The 17,361-nt window shown below is 36.1% G+C and carries 14 protein-coding genes; 8 read left to right on the top strand and 6 right to left on the bottom strand.

The annotated features are described in order from the left end of the window. Positions 1-233: 233 nt before the first annotated feature. The 6 genes from gyrA to dnaA all read right to left on the bottom strand — a co-directional run bounded on the left by gyrA (position 234) and on the right by dnaA (position 8,966). Complete coding sequence (gene gyrA / locus IEV41_RS17955) at positions 234-2,708, bottom strand: DNA gyrase subunit A (protein WP_188389889.1); 2,475 nt, start codon at positions 2,706-2,708, stop codon at positions 234-236. Positions 2,709-2,793: 85 nt separating this feature from the next. Continuing rightward, positions 2,794-4,716: a DNA topoisomerase (ATP-hydrolyzing) subunit B gene (gene gyrB, locus IEV41_RS17950; RefSeq protein WP_188389888.1), complete on the bottom strand. Its 1,923-nt coding sequence runs from the start codon at positions 4,714-4,716 to the stop codon at positions 2,794-2,796. A 47-nt stretch (positions 4,717-4,763) separates the two neighbouring features. Further along, a complete protein-coding gene (gene recF / locus IEV41_RS17945; RefSeq protein ID WP_188389887.1) occupies positions 4,764-5,894 on the bottom strand; it encodes a DNA replication/repair protein RecF in 1,131 nt (376 codons plus the stop codon). Between the two features lie 24 nt (positions 5,895-5,918). Further along, positions 5,919-6,146 carry a S4 domain-containing protein YaaA gene (yaaA, locus tag IEV41_RS17940; RefSeq protein ID WP_188389886.1) on the bottom strand — a complete coding sequence of 76 codons (228 nt, stop codon included), beginning with the start codon at positions 6,144-6,146 and terminating at the stop codon, positions 5,919-5,921. Positions 6,147-6,298: 152 nt separating this feature from the next. Next, entirely contained in the window at positions 6,299-7,438 is a 1,140-nt protein-coding gene (gene dnaN, locus IEV41_RS17935; protein ID WP_188389885.1) for a DNA polymerase III subunit beta, read from the bottom strand. Between the two features lie 178 nt (positions 7,439-7,616). After that, positions 7,617-8,966 (bottom strand): chromosomal replication initiator protein DnaA, encoded by a 1,350-nt coding sequence (gene dnaA, locus IEV41_RS17930; protein ID WP_188389884.1) that lies wholly within the window; start codon positions 8,964-8,966, stop codon positions 7,617-7,619. A gap of 896 nt (positions 8,967-9,862) precedes the next feature. Here dnaA and rpmH point away from each other — a divergent pair. The 8 genes from rpmH to noc all read left to right on the top strand — a co-directional run bounded on the left by rpmH (position 9,863) and on the right by noc (position 17,219). After that, the gene (rpmH, locus tag IEV41_RS17925; RefSeq protein WP_188389883.1) at positions 9,863-9,997 is read left to right on the top strand and encodes a 50S ribosomal protein L34; all 135 of its coding nucleotides are present in this window, start codon (positions 9,863-9,865) and stop codon (positions 9,995-9,997) included. Positions 9,998-10,221: 224 nt separating this feature from the next. Then, entirely contained in the window at positions 10,222-10,572 is a 351-nt protein-coding gene (rnpA, locus tag IEV41_RS17920) for a ribonuclease P protein component (protein ID WP_188389882.1), read from the top strand. Positions 10,573-10,615: 43 nt separating this feature from the next. Continuing rightward, the gene (gene spoIIIJ / locus IEV41_RS17915) at positions 10,616-11,389 is read left to right on the top strand and encodes a YidC family membrane integrase SpoIIIJ (RefSeq protein ID WP_188389881.1); all 774 of its coding nucleotides are present in this window, start codon (positions 10,616-10,618) and stop codon (positions 11,387-11,389) included. After that, positions 11,389-12,006, top strand: coding sequence for an RNA-binding cell elongation regulator Jag/EloR (gene jag / locus IEV41_RS17910; protein WP_188389880.1), 618 nt, complete (start codon positions 11,389-11,391; stop codon positions 12,004-12,006). Before spoIIIJ ends, jag begins: the two co-directional genes overlap by 1 nt. Positions 12,007-12,261: 255 nt before the next feature. After that, positions 12,262-13,638, top strand: a complete 1,377-nt coding sequence (mnmE, locus tag IEV41_RS17905) for a tRNA uridine-5-carboxymethylaminomethyl(34) synthesis GTPase MnmE (RefSeq protein ID WP_188389879.1) — start codon at positions 12,262-12,264, stop codon at positions 13,636-13,638. 12 nt (positions 13,639-13,650) lie between these two features. Then, positions 13,651-15,540 (top strand): tRNA uridine-5-carboxymethylaminomethyl(34) synthesis enzyme MnmG, encoded by a 1,890-nt coding sequence (mnmG, locus tag IEV41_RS17900; RefSeq protein WP_188389878.1) that lies wholly within the window; start codon positions 13,651-13,653, stop codon positions 15,538-15,540. 22 nt (positions 15,541-15,562) lie between these two features. After that, a complete protein-coding gene (gene rsmG / locus IEV41_RS17895) occupies positions 15,563-16,282 on the top strand; it encodes a 16S rRNA (guanine(527)-N(7))-methyltransferase RsmG (RefSeq protein WP_188389877.1) in 720 nt (239 codons plus the stop codon). An 88-nt stretch (positions 16,283-16,370) separates the two neighbouring features. After that, a complete protein-coding gene (gene noc, locus IEV41_RS17890) occupies positions 16,371-17,219 on the top strand; it encodes a nucleoid occlusion protein (protein WP_188389876.1) in 849 nt (282 codons plus the stop codon). Positions 17,220-17,361: the final 142 nt, after the last annotated feature.

Below are 17,361 nucleotides of genomic sequence, written 5' to 3'. Positions count from 1 at the left end.
ATAAAATAAAAATTGACGTTTCATGTTTTGTTTAGTTTTCAAAGAACTTCTATCGCTTAAAGCGACTTCTACATAATATCATTTCTGATATCTTCCGTCAACGTTTTTTTAAGAAAGTTTTTTTGTTTTCTTTATCTCTTGCTGACTTCTACTACTATACAGGATACATAAGATAAATGCAACGTTTTTTTATAAAAAAAGAGAGAACAAAAAGTCCTCTCTTTAAAAACACGTTATTCTTCTATATTAATAGTTTCTGCTTCCGAGATTTCTTCTTCTTCTTCTTCTCTCTCCACAACCGCTACTGTCGACACTTCTGTCTTTTCATCAACCTTCATTAATTTTACACCTTGTGTATTACGTCCAGTTGTAGAAATATCCTCCATTGGAGTACGAATAATAACACCTGATGCTGTAATTAACATGAGATCCTCTTCACCAGTTACTCCTTTTACAGAAATAAGTGGTCCATTCTTCTCCGTTACATTAATTGTCTTAATTCCTTTTCCACCTCGACTTTGCAAGCGGTACTCATCAATTGGCGTACGCTTACCAAAACCGTTTTGTGTAACACTTAAAACTTGCATGTTTGGTTCGACTACTTCCATTCCTACAACAATATCTTCTTCTCGTAGTGAAATAGCTTTTACTCCCGATGCCGTACGCCCCATCGAACGTACATCTTCCTCATGGAATCGAATTAACATACCATTTGATGTTCCGATAATAATATCTTTTGTCCCATCTGTTAAACGAACAGAAATTACTTCATCATCTTCACGTAGACCTACTGCAATAAGACCGTTTGTACGAATATTTGCAAATGCCGATAATGGTGAACGCTTCGCGATACCTTTCTTTGTGGTAATGAATAAATAACCATCATCCTTAAATTCCTGCACTGGGATAATTGCATTCACCCATTCTCCTTTATCAATTTCTAATAAATTGATAATTGGTAACCCTTTTGCTGTACGACTATACTCAGGTATCTCGTACCCTTTAGCTCGGTATACTTTTCCTTTATTCGTAAAGAATAGTAGCGTATCATGAGTTGATGTTGTTAGTAGATGTTCAACAAAATCATCATCATTCGTTCCCATTCCTTGAATACCACGACCACCACGGCGCTGGCTACGATAAGTAGAAACTGGCAGGCGCTTAATATATCCATTATGCGTTAGTGTAATAACGATATTTTGCTCAGGGATTAAATCTTCATCTTCAATCGATTCAAATCCACCTAACATAATCTCCGTTCTTCGCTCATCTGCATAACGTTCTTTAATTTCAAGAAGTTCTTCACGAATGATCTCTAATACTTTCTCTTCATCTGCTAAAATTGCTTTTAATTCTGCAATTAACGTTAATAATTCGTTATACTCTTCTTCAATCTTTTCACGTTCTAAACCTGTTAATCGTTGCAAACGCATATCTAAAATGGCCTGTGCTTGACGTTCAGATAGACCGAACTTCGTCATTAATCCTTCTTTTGCTATATCTGTTGTTTTCGATCCACGTATTAAAGCAATAACTTCATCAATATGATCTAATGCAATACGCAGTCCTTCTAAAATATGAGCACGTGCTTCGGCTTTTTCTAACTCAAATTGTGTACGTCGAGTAATAACTACTTTTTGATGTTCTAAATAATGATATAAACATTGTTTTAAGTTCAATACTTTTGGTACACCATCTACTAGTGCTAGCAAATTAATACCAAAGCTTGTTTGTAACGTCGTATGCTTATATAAGTTATTTAATAAAACATTCGCATTCGCGTCACGTCTTACTTCGATAACAATACGCATTCCATTACGGTCTGATTCATCACGTAAATCCGTAATGCCATCAATCTTTTTATCACGAACAAGCTCTGCAATTTTTTCCACTAACTTGGCTTTATTTACTTGGTAAGGAATCTCCGATACGATAATTGTCTGTCTACCATTACTCTTCTCTTCGATTTCTACTTTCGCTCTTAAAATAATGCTACCTTTTCCTGTTTCAAAAGCCTTACGAATACCGCTCTTACCTAAAATTTGAGCAGCTGTTGGGAAATCTGGACCTTGAATATATTCCATTAACTCCGGTAGTTCAATATCTGGATTGTGACTTAATGCTAACACTCCATCAATTACCTCTCCTAAGTTATGCGGTGGAATATTCGTTGCCATCCCTACAGCAATACCAGTCGCTCCGTTCACAAGCAGGTTAGGGAATCGTGCTGGTAGTACAACTGGTTCTTTTTCTGAACCGTCGTAGTTATCTTGATAGTCAATTGTGTTTTTATTAATATCACGAACAATTTCCATCGAAATTTTCGACATTCTTGCCTCTGTATAACGCATTGCTGCCGCTGAATCTCCATCAATCGATCCGAAGTTACCGTGACCATCAACTAACATCGCTCGGTAACTAAAATCTTGTGCCATACGTACCATTGTATGATATACAGCACTATCACCGTGTGGGTGATACTTACCAATTACATCTCCAACGATACGTGCTGACTTCTTATATGGCTTATCTGCTGTAATTCCTAAATCATTCATTGCATACAAGATACGACGATGAACAGGTTTCAACCCATCTCGAACATCCGGTAATGCACGCGATACGATAACACTCATTGCATAATCTAAAAACGACGTACGCATTTCTTGGCTAATATTTATATCCTTAACTTGAGGTTTCTTACTATCCATTCTAACCTAGCACCTCCATACGTGATGTGCATCTTTTTTTATGTATCCTAGTGAAAAAAGAGGGGAGTTCTCCTCCCCTTATTTATTAAATATCTAAATTCTTTACATAATGTGCATTTTCTTGAATAAAATTACGTCTTGGCTCTACTTTGTCGCCCATTAATAATTCAAATGTCTCATCCGCTTCAATCGCATCTTGTAGACTTACCCTTAGTAAAGAACGAACTTCTGGATCCATTGTTGTTTCCCATAACTGTGTAGGGTTCATCTCTCCAAGACCTTTGTAACGTTGAATATTCGGTTTCGGTGTACTTGGTAACTCCGCCATTACTTTTGCTAACTCCGCCTCGTTATACGCGTATTCCACCTTTTTACCTTGTTTTACTTGATATAACGGTGGTTGTGCAATATAAATATATCCACATTCTAGTAACTGACGCATGAAGCGATAGAAGAATGTTAATAGCAAAGTACGAATATGCGCACCATCTACATCCGCATCCGTCATAATGATAATTTTGTGGTAACGAGCTTTTTCCATTTCGAAATCATCACCAATACCTGTACCCAGAGCTGTTACGAGTGTACGAATCTCATCACTAGATAAAATTTTATCTAGACGCGCTTTTTCTACGTTAATAATTTTCCCTTTTAACGGTAGAATAGCTTGGAAATGACGATCACGCCCTTGCTTTGCAGAACCACCAGCCGAGTCACCCTCTACGATATATAACTCACTAATTGCCGGATCTTTCGCTGAACAGTCTGCTAATTTTCCAGGTAAACTCGAAATTTCCAGTGCATTTTTACGACGAGTTAATTCACGTGCCTTTTTAGCAGCTACACGCGCACGCGCAGCCATCATTCCTTTTTCCACGATTTTGCGAGCAACAGAAGGATTTTCAAGCATAAACTTATCAAACACCTCTGCGAAAACGGATTCTGTAATTGTTCTCGCTTCACTATTCCCTAATTTTGTTTTTGTCTGTCCTTCAAACTGAGGATCGGGATGTTTAACAGAAATAATTGCTGTTAAACCTTCACGAACATCTTCCCCTGTTAAATTGCTTTCATTATCTTTTACAATGTTATTTTTACGTGCATAGTCGTTAATAACCCTTGTTAAAGCTGTCTTAAATCCAACTTCGTGCGTACCACCTTCATACGTATGAATGTTGTTGGCAAATGAGTACAAGTTGCTTGTATACCCTTCGTTATACTGAAGAGCTACCTCAACCGCAATGTCATCGCGTGAACCCTCAATATAGACAGGTGTATCATGGATAGCTTCTTTCGAACGATTTAAATGCTCTACGTACGAGATAATACCACCTTCATAATGGTATTCTTTCTTCTCACCTTCAGAACGTTTATCTTCAATCGTTAATTTTAATCCTTTATTTAAGAACGCCAATTCACGTATACGATTTGCTAATGTATCAAAGTCATATTCCAACGTTTCCGTAAAGATTTCTCCGTCTGGTTGGAAATGGATTGTCGTACCTGTATGGTCCGTTTCACCAATTACCTTTAAATCTTCCTTTGGCACCCCACGATGATACTGTTGATAGTAGATTTGACCATCACGATGAACAAATACTTCTAACACCGTCGACAAGGCATTTACAACTGAAGCACCTACACCATGTAGACCTCCAGATACTTTATATCCGCCGCCGCCAAACTTACCCCCAGCATGCAGAACCGTTAAAATAACTTCAACAGCAGGTCTACCCATCTTCTCATGAATACCTACGGGAATCCCACGTCCATTATCTTTTACGGTAATACTATTATCTTCTTCAATAATGACGTTAATTTCTGTACAAAAACCAGCTAATGCTTCATCAATACTATTGTCTACAATTTCCCAAACTAAATGATGAAGACCCTTCGCTGCAGTTGAACCAATATACATCCCTGGACGTTTTCTTACAGCCTCTAAACCTTCCAATACTTGAATATTACTTTCGTCATATGCTTGGCCTTGTATTTCTTTCTGTTCCATTGTCAAATACATCACCCACTTTTCATTCTAAGCTTGCTCTATTCTGTTTATTTATCTGTCGTACTTCCTACCGTAACTTTCCCATCAGTAACACGGATTGATTTTGCTTGTCTTAATGTTTCATGATCAATTCCATCTACACTTGTTGTCGTTACAAATGTTTGTACTTTTCCTTGAATAGTGTTTAGTAAATGTGATTGCCTATAATCATCTAACTCTGACAAGACATCATCTAGTAATAAAATTGGATATTCATTTACCTCTGACTTAATTAACTCAATTTCTGCTAATTTCAAAGATAGCGCAGTTGTTCGCTGCTGCCCTTGAGAACCGTACGTTTGCACATCTCGATCATTTACAATGAATGCTAAATCATCACGGTGAGGACCAATTAGCGTCGTACCCCTCATTTTTTCTCGTTCTTTTACTTCTTGAAAATGTTCATAGTATACTTCTTTTATTTTCGACAAATCCATATTTTCACATACATGAATACTAGGTTTATATTGAATTTTCAATGTTTCTAAACCTCGACTGATGCCTTTATGAATAGGTTCTGCCCAATTTTGAAGGAGATATAAGAATTCGTAGCGTTTTTTTAAGATTTTCGCGCCATGCTCAAGTAGTTGAATGGTAAAAACATCTAGCATTGTGTCGTCTATTTTCCGGTCACCTTGCATTTTTTTTAAATAATGGTTGCGCTGTGTTAACACCTTTTGATATTGACTTAATTCATATAAATACACTGGTGCAATCTGCCCAAGCTCCATATCTAAAAAGCGACGACGAACTTGAGGACTACCTTTTACTAAATTCAAATCTTCTGGAGCAAACATTACAACATTCATGTGACCAATATATTGGCTTAATTTTTGTTGCTCTAAATGATTGATTTTTGCTTTTTTTCCTTTTTTTGACACAGCGAGTTGCAAATGCAAGTTACTGTTTTTAGTATGTAGTGTACCTTCTATTTTACCATAATCCGCCTGAAAACGAATCAATTCCTTATCATTTGACGTACGATGTGATTTTGCCATAGCTAAAACAAAGATAGATTCGAGTAAGTTTGTTTTGCCTTGTGCATTCTCCCCAATAATAACATTTACCTTGTCTTCAAATGACAAGTGTAATGAATCATAATTTCGATAATTCGTTAATCGTATATCTTGTATAAACAAAGGGATTCCCCCAAACAAAAAAACTTAAGAATGTATGCTGCTCTTCACACCAAATGTTCCAAACTTCTCAATAACAACAGTATCGCCATGAATTAGCTTTCGCCCACGTCGGTTTTCCAGTTCATCATTTACATGAATCGTATGCTCTGAAAGAAACCACTTTGCCATACCGCCTGTATCAATAACGTCTGCTAACTTTAAAAATTGACCTAATGTAATGTATTCCGTCGAGATTTCAACGTACTTTTTCATCGATGAATCGCCCGCTTTCTAAAATAGTTCATTAGTATATTGTACTAAATTTTTTGTATTTAGGAAAGTAGAGAAAACATTTGTTCCGTCTCCTTCATACAAATCGATGAAGAAAAGGGTTATTAGTACTCGTACTAATAACCCTTTTTCTTTTAGTATGTTCGAACTGGTAAAATTAATTGCAATGTCGAGTCGTCATTTATTGGACGAATTAAGAATGGTCTCATTGCTCCTGTAAAGCTGATGGAGATCTCTGATCCTTCGACTGCTTTTAATGCATCCATCATATATTTTGCACTAAAGGAAATTTTTAATTCCTCTCCTTGCATGCTTTCATATTGAATTTCTTCTACTACTTTCCCGATCTCAGGAGAGTTTGATGAAACTGCTAATGGATTCCCCTCAAATGCAGTTAATTTGACAACATTATTACGTCCTTCTCGAGCAAGTAACGATGCACGATCAATTGCTTGTAAAAATGCTTTCGTATTTACCTGCAAATCTGTTTTGCTTTCAGATGGAATTAAACGAGACGTGTCTGGATAATTACCCTCTAATAAACGAGAGAAGAATAAGATATGTTTTGTTTTAAACAAAATTTGATAATCAGTAATGACAATCTCTACACTTTCATCACTATCATCTAAAATTTTACTTAATTCCGTCAAACTTTTACCTGGAATAACAACATTGGCTGTTAAATCTGATGAACCACTTTCAATAGCTGCCTTACGCATTGCTAAACGATGGCTATCTGTTGCAGTACAGAAAAGAATACCATCTTCCACCTTCCAGTTTACACCTGTCAAGATCGGTCTTGTTTCAGAAGTTGATACAGCAAATACTGTTTGACGAATCATATTACGTAATAAGTCTGTTGGGACTTTAAACATTGACTGTTCCTCAATTTGAGGTAAATGTGGGTATTCTTCTGCATCTAATCCGTTCAAATTAAAAACAGACTTCCCAGATTTAATTTTCGTCATAAAATGATTTTCTACTTCAATTTCAACTGTATCTTGCGGAAGTTTTTTTACGATTTCACTAAAATATTTCGCTTGTAAAACGACACTTCCTGTTTTTTGAATTTCAACAATTTCTTTTTCTTTCTTTTCAATAGGAATATAAGATTCAATGGAGATATCTGAATCACTACCTGTAAGTGTAACACCATCTTCTGTTGCTACAATTTTAATTCCTGTTAGAATCGGAATCGTTGTTCGAGATGATACAGCTTTCATCACATCATGAACAGCTCGTACAAGATAGTCTTTTTGTATAATAAATTGCATAAAAAAATCCTCCTTATCTAAGCAATAATAATATTAATTATATTTTATATTTGTAGTAATAATAGTAATAGGGCCTGTGGATTTGTGGATAACACTTCTTTTGTAAGGAAAAACAGTCTATCAACATGTGGATAGACTGTGTAGAAATAAAGAGAAGTTATACACAATATAAACAAGACTACCGTTTTAGCATGTCATAAATTTCTTTGATCTGACTTTGTAATTGAGAGTCTGTTTGTAATAGTTTTGATATCTTTTCATGTGCATGTATAACGGTTGTATGATCTCGTCCCCCAAACTCTTCGCCAATTTTCGGTAAAGAAGAGTCTGTCATTTCTCTTGATAGATACATAGCAATTTGTCTAGGGAATGCAACGGACTTTGTGCGTTTTTTTGCTTTAAAGTCCTCTAACTTTACATTAAAGACTTCTCCTACAGACTTTTGAATTTCATGAATCGAAATAATCTTTGGTTTTGAACTTGGAATAATACTTTTCAGTGCCTCTGCAGCTAAATCAGCGTTAATATCCTTATTAATTAACGAAGAATAAGCCACAACGCGAATAAGAGCTCCCTCAAGCTCACGAATGTTAGAATCAATTTGATTTGCGATATATAACATCACTTCGTTTGGAATATCTAAGCCATCTGCTTTCGCTTTTTTACGTAATATAGCAATACGTGTTTCTAAGTCTGGTGGTGTAATATCTGTAATTAATCCCCATTCAAATCGTGAACGTAAGCGATCTTCGAGTGTCGGGATTTCTTTTGGTGGTCGATCACTTGAAATAACAATTTGCTTACTTTCCTCATGTAATGCGTTAAATGTATGGAAAAATTCTTCTTGCGTTTGCTCTTTTCCAGCTAGGAACTGAATATCATCAATCAACAGTACATCAACATTGCGGTATTTATTTCGGAAATTAACAGCTTTGTTATCACGAATAGAGTTAATGAATTCATTCGTAAATTTCTCAGACGATAAATACACGACCTTTGCATTTGGATTATGCTCCAATACATAGTGTCCGATCGCGTGCATTAAGTGTGTTTTTCCTAGTCCTACACCCCCGTAGATAAACAGTGGGTTATAGGCTTTAGCCGGTGCTTCTGCAACAGCTAAAGAAGCAGCATGTGCAAAGCGGTTACCTGATCCGATAACGAATGTATCAAAAGTATACTTAGGATTTAACATATTTTGCTGTAAATCATGAGAAACGGGCTCCACCTTTTTTGTACGATTAACAGCTAGTTGAATATCTAAATCTTCATCAGATTGGTTTTGCGGGATGACAAATTTAATATTTAGTCGATCACCGGTGATATCCAAAATAGTATCTGCAATTAAAGCAGAATAGCGAGACTCTAACCAATCTCTTGCAAAGTCATTAGGAGCGCTAATGACTAAAGCGTCTTTTGTTAACGAGTGGGCTTTTGTTGACTTTAGCCAGGTTTCGTAACTTGGCTTGGCCACTTTTTCTTTAATGTTACTTAATACCATATTCCATAATTCTGTAATATTTTCCAAGCGCTGTCCCTCCTTCAGCAAGAGATAAGTAGTGAGTAAACATATTAAATAAAATTGTATATTTTCTTTGTATAATAAGTAATTAAACTAGGGAAAAATAAGATGTATTTTTATACAGTTACATAAATAGTAGTAATTAGATGTATAAGAGTGTATAAACAATATTCACACCTTGTGGACAAGCATTTATAGACAATGTAGAAAAAATGTCCACAACTTATACACATTCTGTGGATAAATAAGTTATTCACAGGTAGTTTTCCAAAGGTAAAGCAAAAATATAATATCAAATTAATCAAGTAATAGCAATGTTTTTTATTAGTTTATCCACAGAATCAATCTGTTGTGGAGAATTTTTTTCCACAACACAATATAATGTGTAAAAGGTGTAGACAAAGAATGTGGATAGTATAAAAAGTAAAAAAAAATTATCCACAGCTTAAAAGAAGACTGTACACAACATGTATTTTATTTTCTATAAAGAATAAAAAGTGCATGATAAAATCCTTCTTTACGCAGATAAAAATGACTGAACGAACAGAACACGTGCTAAAAAGTACAAATTATAGAAAGAGAAAAGGGTGCAGCAGAAAAAAATCAAAAAAGTGAAATGTTATTGTAGGAGAGATGAAGAGAATCGAATAGGCGTTAAACAAATAAAGAAAAAGAAAACATACTATCACTATTTAGATAAAAGAGGAAATAAACTCTTTCTTTAGATAAGGGTTGCTCTAGATGAAAGGAAAAAGTAAAATAGAAGATATGGTTTGGGGAGATATATGTTTTCAGTGAAAAATTGAAGAAAAATATTTCCATACCATTGACATCTTTATAGGAAATTAACTATAATTTATAAGACTGTCTATAACAGTGAATCCTCAGGGAGGTGTAATATAATGAAAAGAACGTTCCAACCTAATAAACGTAAGCGTAGCAAAGTTCATGGTTTCCGTGCACGTATGAGCACGAAAAACGGTCGTCGAGTTTTAGCTGCACGTCGTCGTAAAGGAAGAAAAGTATTATCAGCTTAGGCCACTGAAGCGTCAGTGGTCTTTTTCATAAAAATATTAAAGAAAATAGATCTACTGGCTCGTGTATTTCCAGGAAAAAGAACGGCGGCCTTGTCCTTATAGTGGACAAGTGTTCTCCGTTTTTCTTGGAAGTAGAGGAAGCAAGATCATTCTATAACTAGGATAGAGATAGAAAAGATGATGCAGTAAATTATCTTTCTGATGAAGTACAGGAGTGTAGACAAATGAGAAAGAAAAATCGCGTCAAAAGAAATGAAGATTTTACAGCTGTGTTTCAAAAGGGGAAATCAATTGCTAATCGTCAATTTGTTATATATCAACTGCCAAAAGTAGAACAAGTTGGATTTCGTCTTGGAATTTCCGTTAGTAAGAAACTTGGAAATGCAGTGACGCGGAATCATATTAAACGATACATACGTCAAGTATTTACAGAATGCAAAACAGAGATAAAGGGACAAAGAGACTACGTTATTATCGCTAGAAAACCATGTGTAGAATTAACGTACGAAGAATTTTATAAAAGTCTTCTTCATGCACTAAAAAAAGCAGAAAGCATAGAGGGAAAGAGAGGGTAGCCCTTTTCTTTTTTATATACACACTACAAAGGAGGAAGTGACTTTGAAAAAAAGATTGGCTTTACTAGTCACTTTAATGACCGTTGTTTTTCTTGTAAGCGGTTGTACTGATGTTAGCACACCTATCACATCAGAAAGTGAAGGAATTTGGAACGAGTATTTTGTTTATCCGCTTTCTTGGCTGATTACAACAATTGCTGAAAGCCTAGGTGGGCTATATGGATTATCAATTGTTATCGTAACACTGATTGTTCGTTTTGCTTTATTACCATTAATGATTAAGCAAACGAAGAGTACGAAAGCAATGCAGGCAATTAATCCAGAAATCCAAAAATTAAAAGAAAAATACAGCTCAAAAGATGCTGCAACACAACAAAAATTACAACAAGAAACAATGTTGTTATTCCAAAAAAATGGTGTAAATCCATTAGCTGGTTGTTTACCAATTTTAGTTCAAATGCCGATTTTTATTGGTTTCTACCATGCAATTATGCGTACGACAGAAATTAGTAAGCATTCATTCTTATGGTTTGATTTAGGAGATAAAGATCCATTCTATATCTTGCCAGTAATTGTAGTCCTTACACAGTATTTATCATTGAAAATTTCAATGGTTGGCCCAGCAGCAGATAATCCGCAAATGAAGATTATGCTGTATGTAATGCCAATACTTATTTTTGTTTTCTCTTTAAATGTTCCATCTGCATTAACTCTTTATTGGGTAATTGGTAACGTCTTTACTATTTTCCAAACGTTATTAATTAAAGGTCCAGAAATTAAAGAAGCACGAGGAAAGTCGGTAGGAGGAAAAAAATAGTGAAAAGTATAACTGCTAAAGGCAAAACTGTAGAAGATGCAGTCATATTCGCTTTAGAACAGTTACACACAACACGAGAAAAAGTCGATATTACTGTGATGGACGAAGGAAAAAAAGGGCTATTTGGATTATTTGGAAACCGGTTAGCGGTTGTTGAAGTGACGGTAAAGAAGTGTCCTATTGAGGAAGCGGAAAATTATCTTTTATCCGTTGTTCGCGGAATGAATGTAGATGTAAAGGTAGAAAAGCAAATCAATGGAAAAGAAGTCACATTTCAGTTAATTGGAGAAGATATCGCGGTTCTTATTGGAAAAAGAGGTACCACGTTAAATAGTTTACAGTATATGACGCAGCTTGTTGCAAATCGTTATGCTACTAGTTACCTTCAAATTACGGTAGATGCAGGAAGTTATCGTGAAAAACGAAAACAGATTCTTGCAAATCTGGCGATGAAAGTAGCAAATCAAGTATTACGAACGAAGAAAGAAGTAGCGTTAGAGCCTATGCCTTCTTATGAACGAAAAGTCATCCATCATGTATTATCGAAAAACAAACAAATTCAAACATATTCAGCAGGAAGTGAACCACATCGTCATATTGTGATAGCTCCTGCGTAAGACTCACTCTCATCGAGTGAGTCTTTCTTTTGCTTTTTATCTCCATGGAGAAAAGGTGAGTGATGACTTATTCACATGTGGATAAGTTTATCCCCTTATAAGGACGGCTATAATAAAATCATTCATAGCTCTTTTTTAGAGAGAAAGCTTATGTTATTCTAAATGTTTAGAAGTACTTTTTTGAAATGTAACGAAAGATATCAAATAAATGAAAAAATAAATATATACCTATAGTTTATAAGTGAGGTGAAAGAAGTGGATTTTGATACAATTGCAGCAATATCAACCCCACTTGGAGAAGGAGCAATCTCGATTGTACGAGTAAGTGGACCGGACGCAATTCCAACAGTTGAGAGAATTTTCAAAGGAAAAGCGTTATCGGAAGTACCATCTCATACAATTCATTACGGTCATATCGTAGAGAACGCAACAAATAAAACGATTGAAGAAGTAATGGTGTCTGTCATGAAGGCACCAAGAACATTTACAAGAGAAGATATCGTAGAGATAAATTGTCACGGTGGACTTGTATCTGTAAATAAGGTATTACAGTTAATTTTATCAGAGGGTGTTCGTATTGCTGAACCGGGTGAGTTCACAAAACGTGCTTTCTTAAATGGACGAATTGATCTTTCACAAGCGGAAGCCGTAATGGATCTTATTCGCGCAAAAACAGATCGTGCTATGAATGTAGCAATTAATCAAATGGAAGGGCGTCTTTCTAAGTTAATTAATCGTTTACGTCAACAATTATTAGAAACATTGGCACATATAGAAGTAAATATTGATTACCCTGAATACGATGATGTAGAGGAAATGACACATCATGTACTTATAGACAAAGCAACAGATGTCCGGGATGAAATTAAAAACTTGTTAGAAACATCGAAACAAGGGAAAATTTTAAGAGAAGGCATTTCAACGGCTATTATCGGTAGACCGAACGTAGGGAAATCATCGCTTTTAAATAGTCTTGTACAGGAGAAGAAGGCAATCGTAACAGATATCCCAGGTACAACACGAGATGTCATTGAAGAGTACGTGAATGTAAAAGGTGTGCCTCTTCGCTTAATTGATACAGCAGGGATTCGTGAAACAGAAGATATTGTGGAGCAAATTGGGGTAGAACGTTCGAAGCAAGTATTGCAACAAGCAGACTTAGTATTGCTTGTATTGAACTATAATGATGTATTAGTTGCAGAAGATGAACGATTATTCGAAGCCGTAGCAGATAGAGATGTCATTGTCATTGTAAATAAGACAGATTTACCAAAGCTTATTGATTTGGAGCGAGTAAAAGCACTAGCACAAGGCCATACGTTAATTACTACTTCATTAATTGAAGAAGAGGGTATTGATGAGTTGGAAAAGGCTATTTCTACCTTGTTCTTTGAAGGTGCAATTGAAACAAACGATATGACATACGTATCAAATTCGCGCCATATTGGTTTGCTGGCTCAAGCAGAGCGAACAATTTCAGATGCAATTGAAGCAATTCACAATGGTGTACCCATTGATATGGTACAAATTGATTTAACAAGAACGTGGGAAATACTAGGTGAAATTACGGGTGATACGGTTCATGAAAGCTTGATCGATCAATTATTCTCGCAATTTTGTCTAGGTAAATAAGGAGTGGAAAGAATGGGATATCATGGTGGAACATATGATGTAATCGTCATAGGTGCAGGACATGCTGGATGTGAAGCAGGATTAGGATCTGCGCGTATGGGTGCCAATACATTATTACTTACAATTAACTTAGATATGGTTGCGTTTATGCCTTGTAATCCATCGGTTGGTGGTCCAGCAAAAGGGATTGTCGTTCGTGAAATCGATGCATTAGGTGGAGAAATGGGACGTAATATCGATAAAACGCATATCCAAATGCGTATGTTGAATACAGCAAAAGGTCCTGCGGTTCGCGCACTGCGTGCACAGGCGGATAAATTCTTGTATCAACATGAAATGAAAAAAACAATTGAAGAAACAGAGAATTTAACACTTCTTCAAGGAATGGTAGATCGTCTTATTGTAGAGGACGGTGAGTGTAAAGGGGTTATTACACAGACTGGTGCAGAATATCATGCGAAAGCAGTTGTTATCACAACAGGTACGTTCTTACGCGGTGAGATTATCATTGGGGACTTAAAATATTCAAGTGGTCCAAACAATCAACAACCTTCTGTGAAGTTATCTGAACACTTACAAGAATTAGGACTAGATATGGTACGTTTTAAGACAGGTACACCACCTCGTGTTAACAGCCGTTCGATTGATTATAGTAAAACAGAAATTCAACCAGGTGATGATGTGCCACGTGCATTTTCATTTGAAACGACGGAATTTATTATGGATCAAGTTCCATGCTGGTTAACATATACAAGTGAAGAAACACATCGTATTATTGATGAGAATTTACATCGCTCGCCTATGTTCTCTGGAATGATTAAAGGGACAGGGCCACGTTACTGCCCGTCAATTGAAGATAAAGTTGTACGATTTAATGACAAGCCTCGTCATCAAATCTTCTTAGAGCCAGAAGGAAGAAATACAGAGGAAGTATACGTACAAGGACTATCAACAAGTCTACCAGAGGATGTTCAACGTCGCATGTTACAGACCATTCCTGGATTAGAAAATGTCCAAATGATGCGTACAGGTTATGCAATCGAATATGATTCAATTGTTCCAACACAATTATGGCCAACGCTTGAAACGAAAAAAGTATCAGGCTTATTTACAGCTGGTCAGATTAACGGTACATCTGGATATGAAGAAGCTGCTGGTCAAGGTTTAATTGCGGGCATTAACGCAGCTTGTCGTGTGTTAGAAAAAGAAGAAATGATTCTAGATCGTTCACAAGCATATATGGGTGTTCTTGTTGATGACCTTGTAACAAAGGGAACGAATGAACCATATCGTTTATTAACGTCTCGCGCGGAATATCGTTTATTACTTCGCCATGATAATGCTGATTTACGCTTAACAGAGATTGGTCATCGTATTGGTTTAATTTCCGATGAGCGCTACGCTCGTTTCTTAGCGAAGAAGGCAGATGTTGTGGAAGAGAAAGAACGCTTGACATCGATTATTATTCGTCCGACAGCGGAAGTACAGGAATTAATTCGTTCAGTTGGTGGTAGTGAATTGAAAGATGGTATTCGTGCAAATGAACTATTACGTCGACCTGAAATGACGTATGCGCATATTGCGCAAATTGTACCAAGTGAAAAAGAATTAGATGATGCAACGACCGAGCAGGTAGAAATCCAAATTAAATATGAAGGATATATTCAGAAATCCCTTCAGCAAGTAGAACGAATGAAAAAGATGGAAAGCAAGAAAATTCCGGATAACATTGATTATGATGCAATTTCAGGTCTGGCTTCAGAGGCTAGACAAAAGCTGAAAGAGGTTCGTCCACTATCAGTTGGGCAAGCTTCTCGTATTTCAGGTGTAAATCCAGCAGATGTATCGATTTTACTTGTGTACTTAGAGCAGGGAAAAATTGCACGCATAGCGAACCAATAATAGAAGGAGATTTCTAGCGAATATGAATATAGAGCAATTTACAGCGGCGTTAGAGGAAAAGGGAATTTCCCTTTCCGCACGCCAATTAGATCAATTTGAAATGTACTTTAAGCTGTTGGTAGAGTGGAATGAAAAGATGAACTTAACAGCTATTACAGAAAAAGAAGAAGTTTATTTAAAGCATTTTTATGATTCTATTTCAGCAGCTTTTTATTATGATTTTAGCAAACAAGCATCTATATGTGATATCGGAGCGGGTGCTGGATTTCCAAGTATTCCACTAAAAATCTGCTTCCCAAATCTACAAGTAACAATTGTTGATTCTTTGCAAAAGCGCATTACCTTTTTAAATCATTTAGCGACACAATTACAATTAGAAGACGTAGCATTTTACCATGATCGTGCAGAAACATTTGCAAAACGTGATGGGATGAGAGAATCTTTTGACATTACAATGGCTCGCGCTGTCGCACGTCTTTCCGTTTTAAGTGAATTATGTTTACCTCTTGCAAAAGTCGGTGGTACGTTCATTGCGATGAAAGCTGCTGCAGCAGAAGAAGAAATGGAAAAAGGAAACCATGCAGTAAAAGTATTAGGTGGCGAGATGCAACGTATTGAGAATTTCCGTCTTCCAGAGGAAGATAGTGAACGTAATATTCTCTTTATTGCGAAGAAACGCCAAACACCTAAGAAATACCCAAGAAAACCAGGAACACCTAATAAATTACCGATTGAAAAATAAAGAATATAATATCGTGTAACGTAATGTTTCACGTGAAACATTACGTTACACATAATAGAAAGACATTCATTGAAGGTGGTGAAGGTAGATGAAGAGTACATTATCCCGTTTTTTTGGATTGTCAGGAAAAGAAAATCAAGAGCAAACAAGTTTAGTAGAATCACAAGAGCACGTTTGTAACCTTTCTCTTTCTAGCATTATTCCAAATCGTTATCAACCGAGAACAGTATTTAATGATGAACGTATTGATGAACTTGCTTTAACAATACGTACACATGGGATTATTCAACCTATTGTTGTTCGGAAACATGAAGATAATCAGTATGAAATCATTGCCGGTGAGAGACGTTTCCGAGCAGCTACAAAGCTTGGATGGGAGACAATCCCAGCTATTATAAAAGAGATGAATGACGCAGAAACAGCTTCTGTTGCATTAATTGAAAATCTTCAACGAGAAGAGTTATCTGCAATAGAAGAAGCAATTGCATACGAGAAGTTAATTAAACTACATAATTTAACACAAGAGGCATTAGCACAACGACTTGGTAAAGGACAATCAACAGTCGCAAATAAGTTACGTTTATTGAAACTACCTGTAGAAATTCAAGAGGCGCTTATGCAGAAACAAGTAACAGAGCGTCATGCGCGTGCGCTTATTCCTCTGAAAGATCCAGAGAAACAAGCAAAGGCACTGGAAACTATTATTGAACGTCAATGGAACGTAAAGCAAACAGAAGATTATATTGCGAAGTTGTTACAAGAAACAGCAAAACCGAAAAAGCCGCGTCGTAAGGCTGTGAGTAAAGATACACGCATCGCTTTAAATACGATTCGTGAATCATTAATGATGGTATCGAATACAGGATTACCAATTGACTCAAATGAAGAAGAGCACGAAGAATATTACCAAATTACAATTAAAATTCCAAAGAAATGAGTCCTTTCGTAGGGCTTATTTTTTATGAGGAAAAGTTGTCTCCAGTTTTTATGGTCGTTTTGAACGTAGAAAATAGAACCTATCACTTATAGAGAAAGAAAATAAGCAAATTCCGCCTAATTGTTCCATATTTTCAGTTAAT

The sequence above is a fragment of the Priestia taiwanensis genome (assembly GCF_014638355.1).
Taxonomy (GTDB): Bacteria; Bacillota; Bacilli; order Bacillales; family Bacillaceae_G; genus Priestia_D; species Priestia_D taiwanensis.
Note: the sequence above shows the minus strand (reverse complement) of the source record. Positions and strands in the feature narration are given on the sequence as shown.

Bases quoted from the DNA above. Each gene is read 5' to 3' on its own strand.
- gyrA (WP_188389889.1), bottom strand. From the start codon at position 2,708: ATGGATAGTAAGAAACCTCAAGTTAAGGATATAAATATTAGCCAAGAA.
- gyrB (WP_188389888.1), bottom strand. From the start codon at position 4,716: ATGGAACAGAAAGAAATACAAGGCCAAGCATATGACGAAAGTAATATT.
- yaaA (WP_188389886.1), bottom strand. From the start codon at position 6,146: ATGAAAAAGTACGTTGAAATCTCGACGGAATACATTACATTAGGTCAA.
- dnaN (WP_188389885.1), bottom strand. From the start codon at position 7,438: ATGCAATTTATTATACAAAAAGACTATCTTGTACGAGCTGTTCATGAT.
- rpmH (WP_188389883.1), top strand. From the start codon at position 9,863: ATGAAAAGAACGTTCCAACCTAATAAACGTAAGCGTAGCAAAGTTCAT.
- rnpA (WP_188389882.1), top strand. From the start codon at position 10,222: ATGAGAAAGAAAAATCGCGTCAAAAGAAATGAAGATTTTACAGCTGTG.
- mnmG (WP_188389878.1), top strand. From the start codon at position 13,651: ATGGGATATCATGGTGGAACATATGATGTAATCGTCATAGGTGCAGGA.
- rsmG (WP_188389877.1), top strand. From the start codon at position 15,563: ATGAATATAGAGCAATTTACAGCGGCGTTAGAGGAAAAGGGAATTTCC.
- noc (WP_188389876.1), top strand. From the start codon at position 16,371: ATGAAGAGTACATTATCCCGTTTTTTTGGATTGTCAGGAAAAGAAAAT.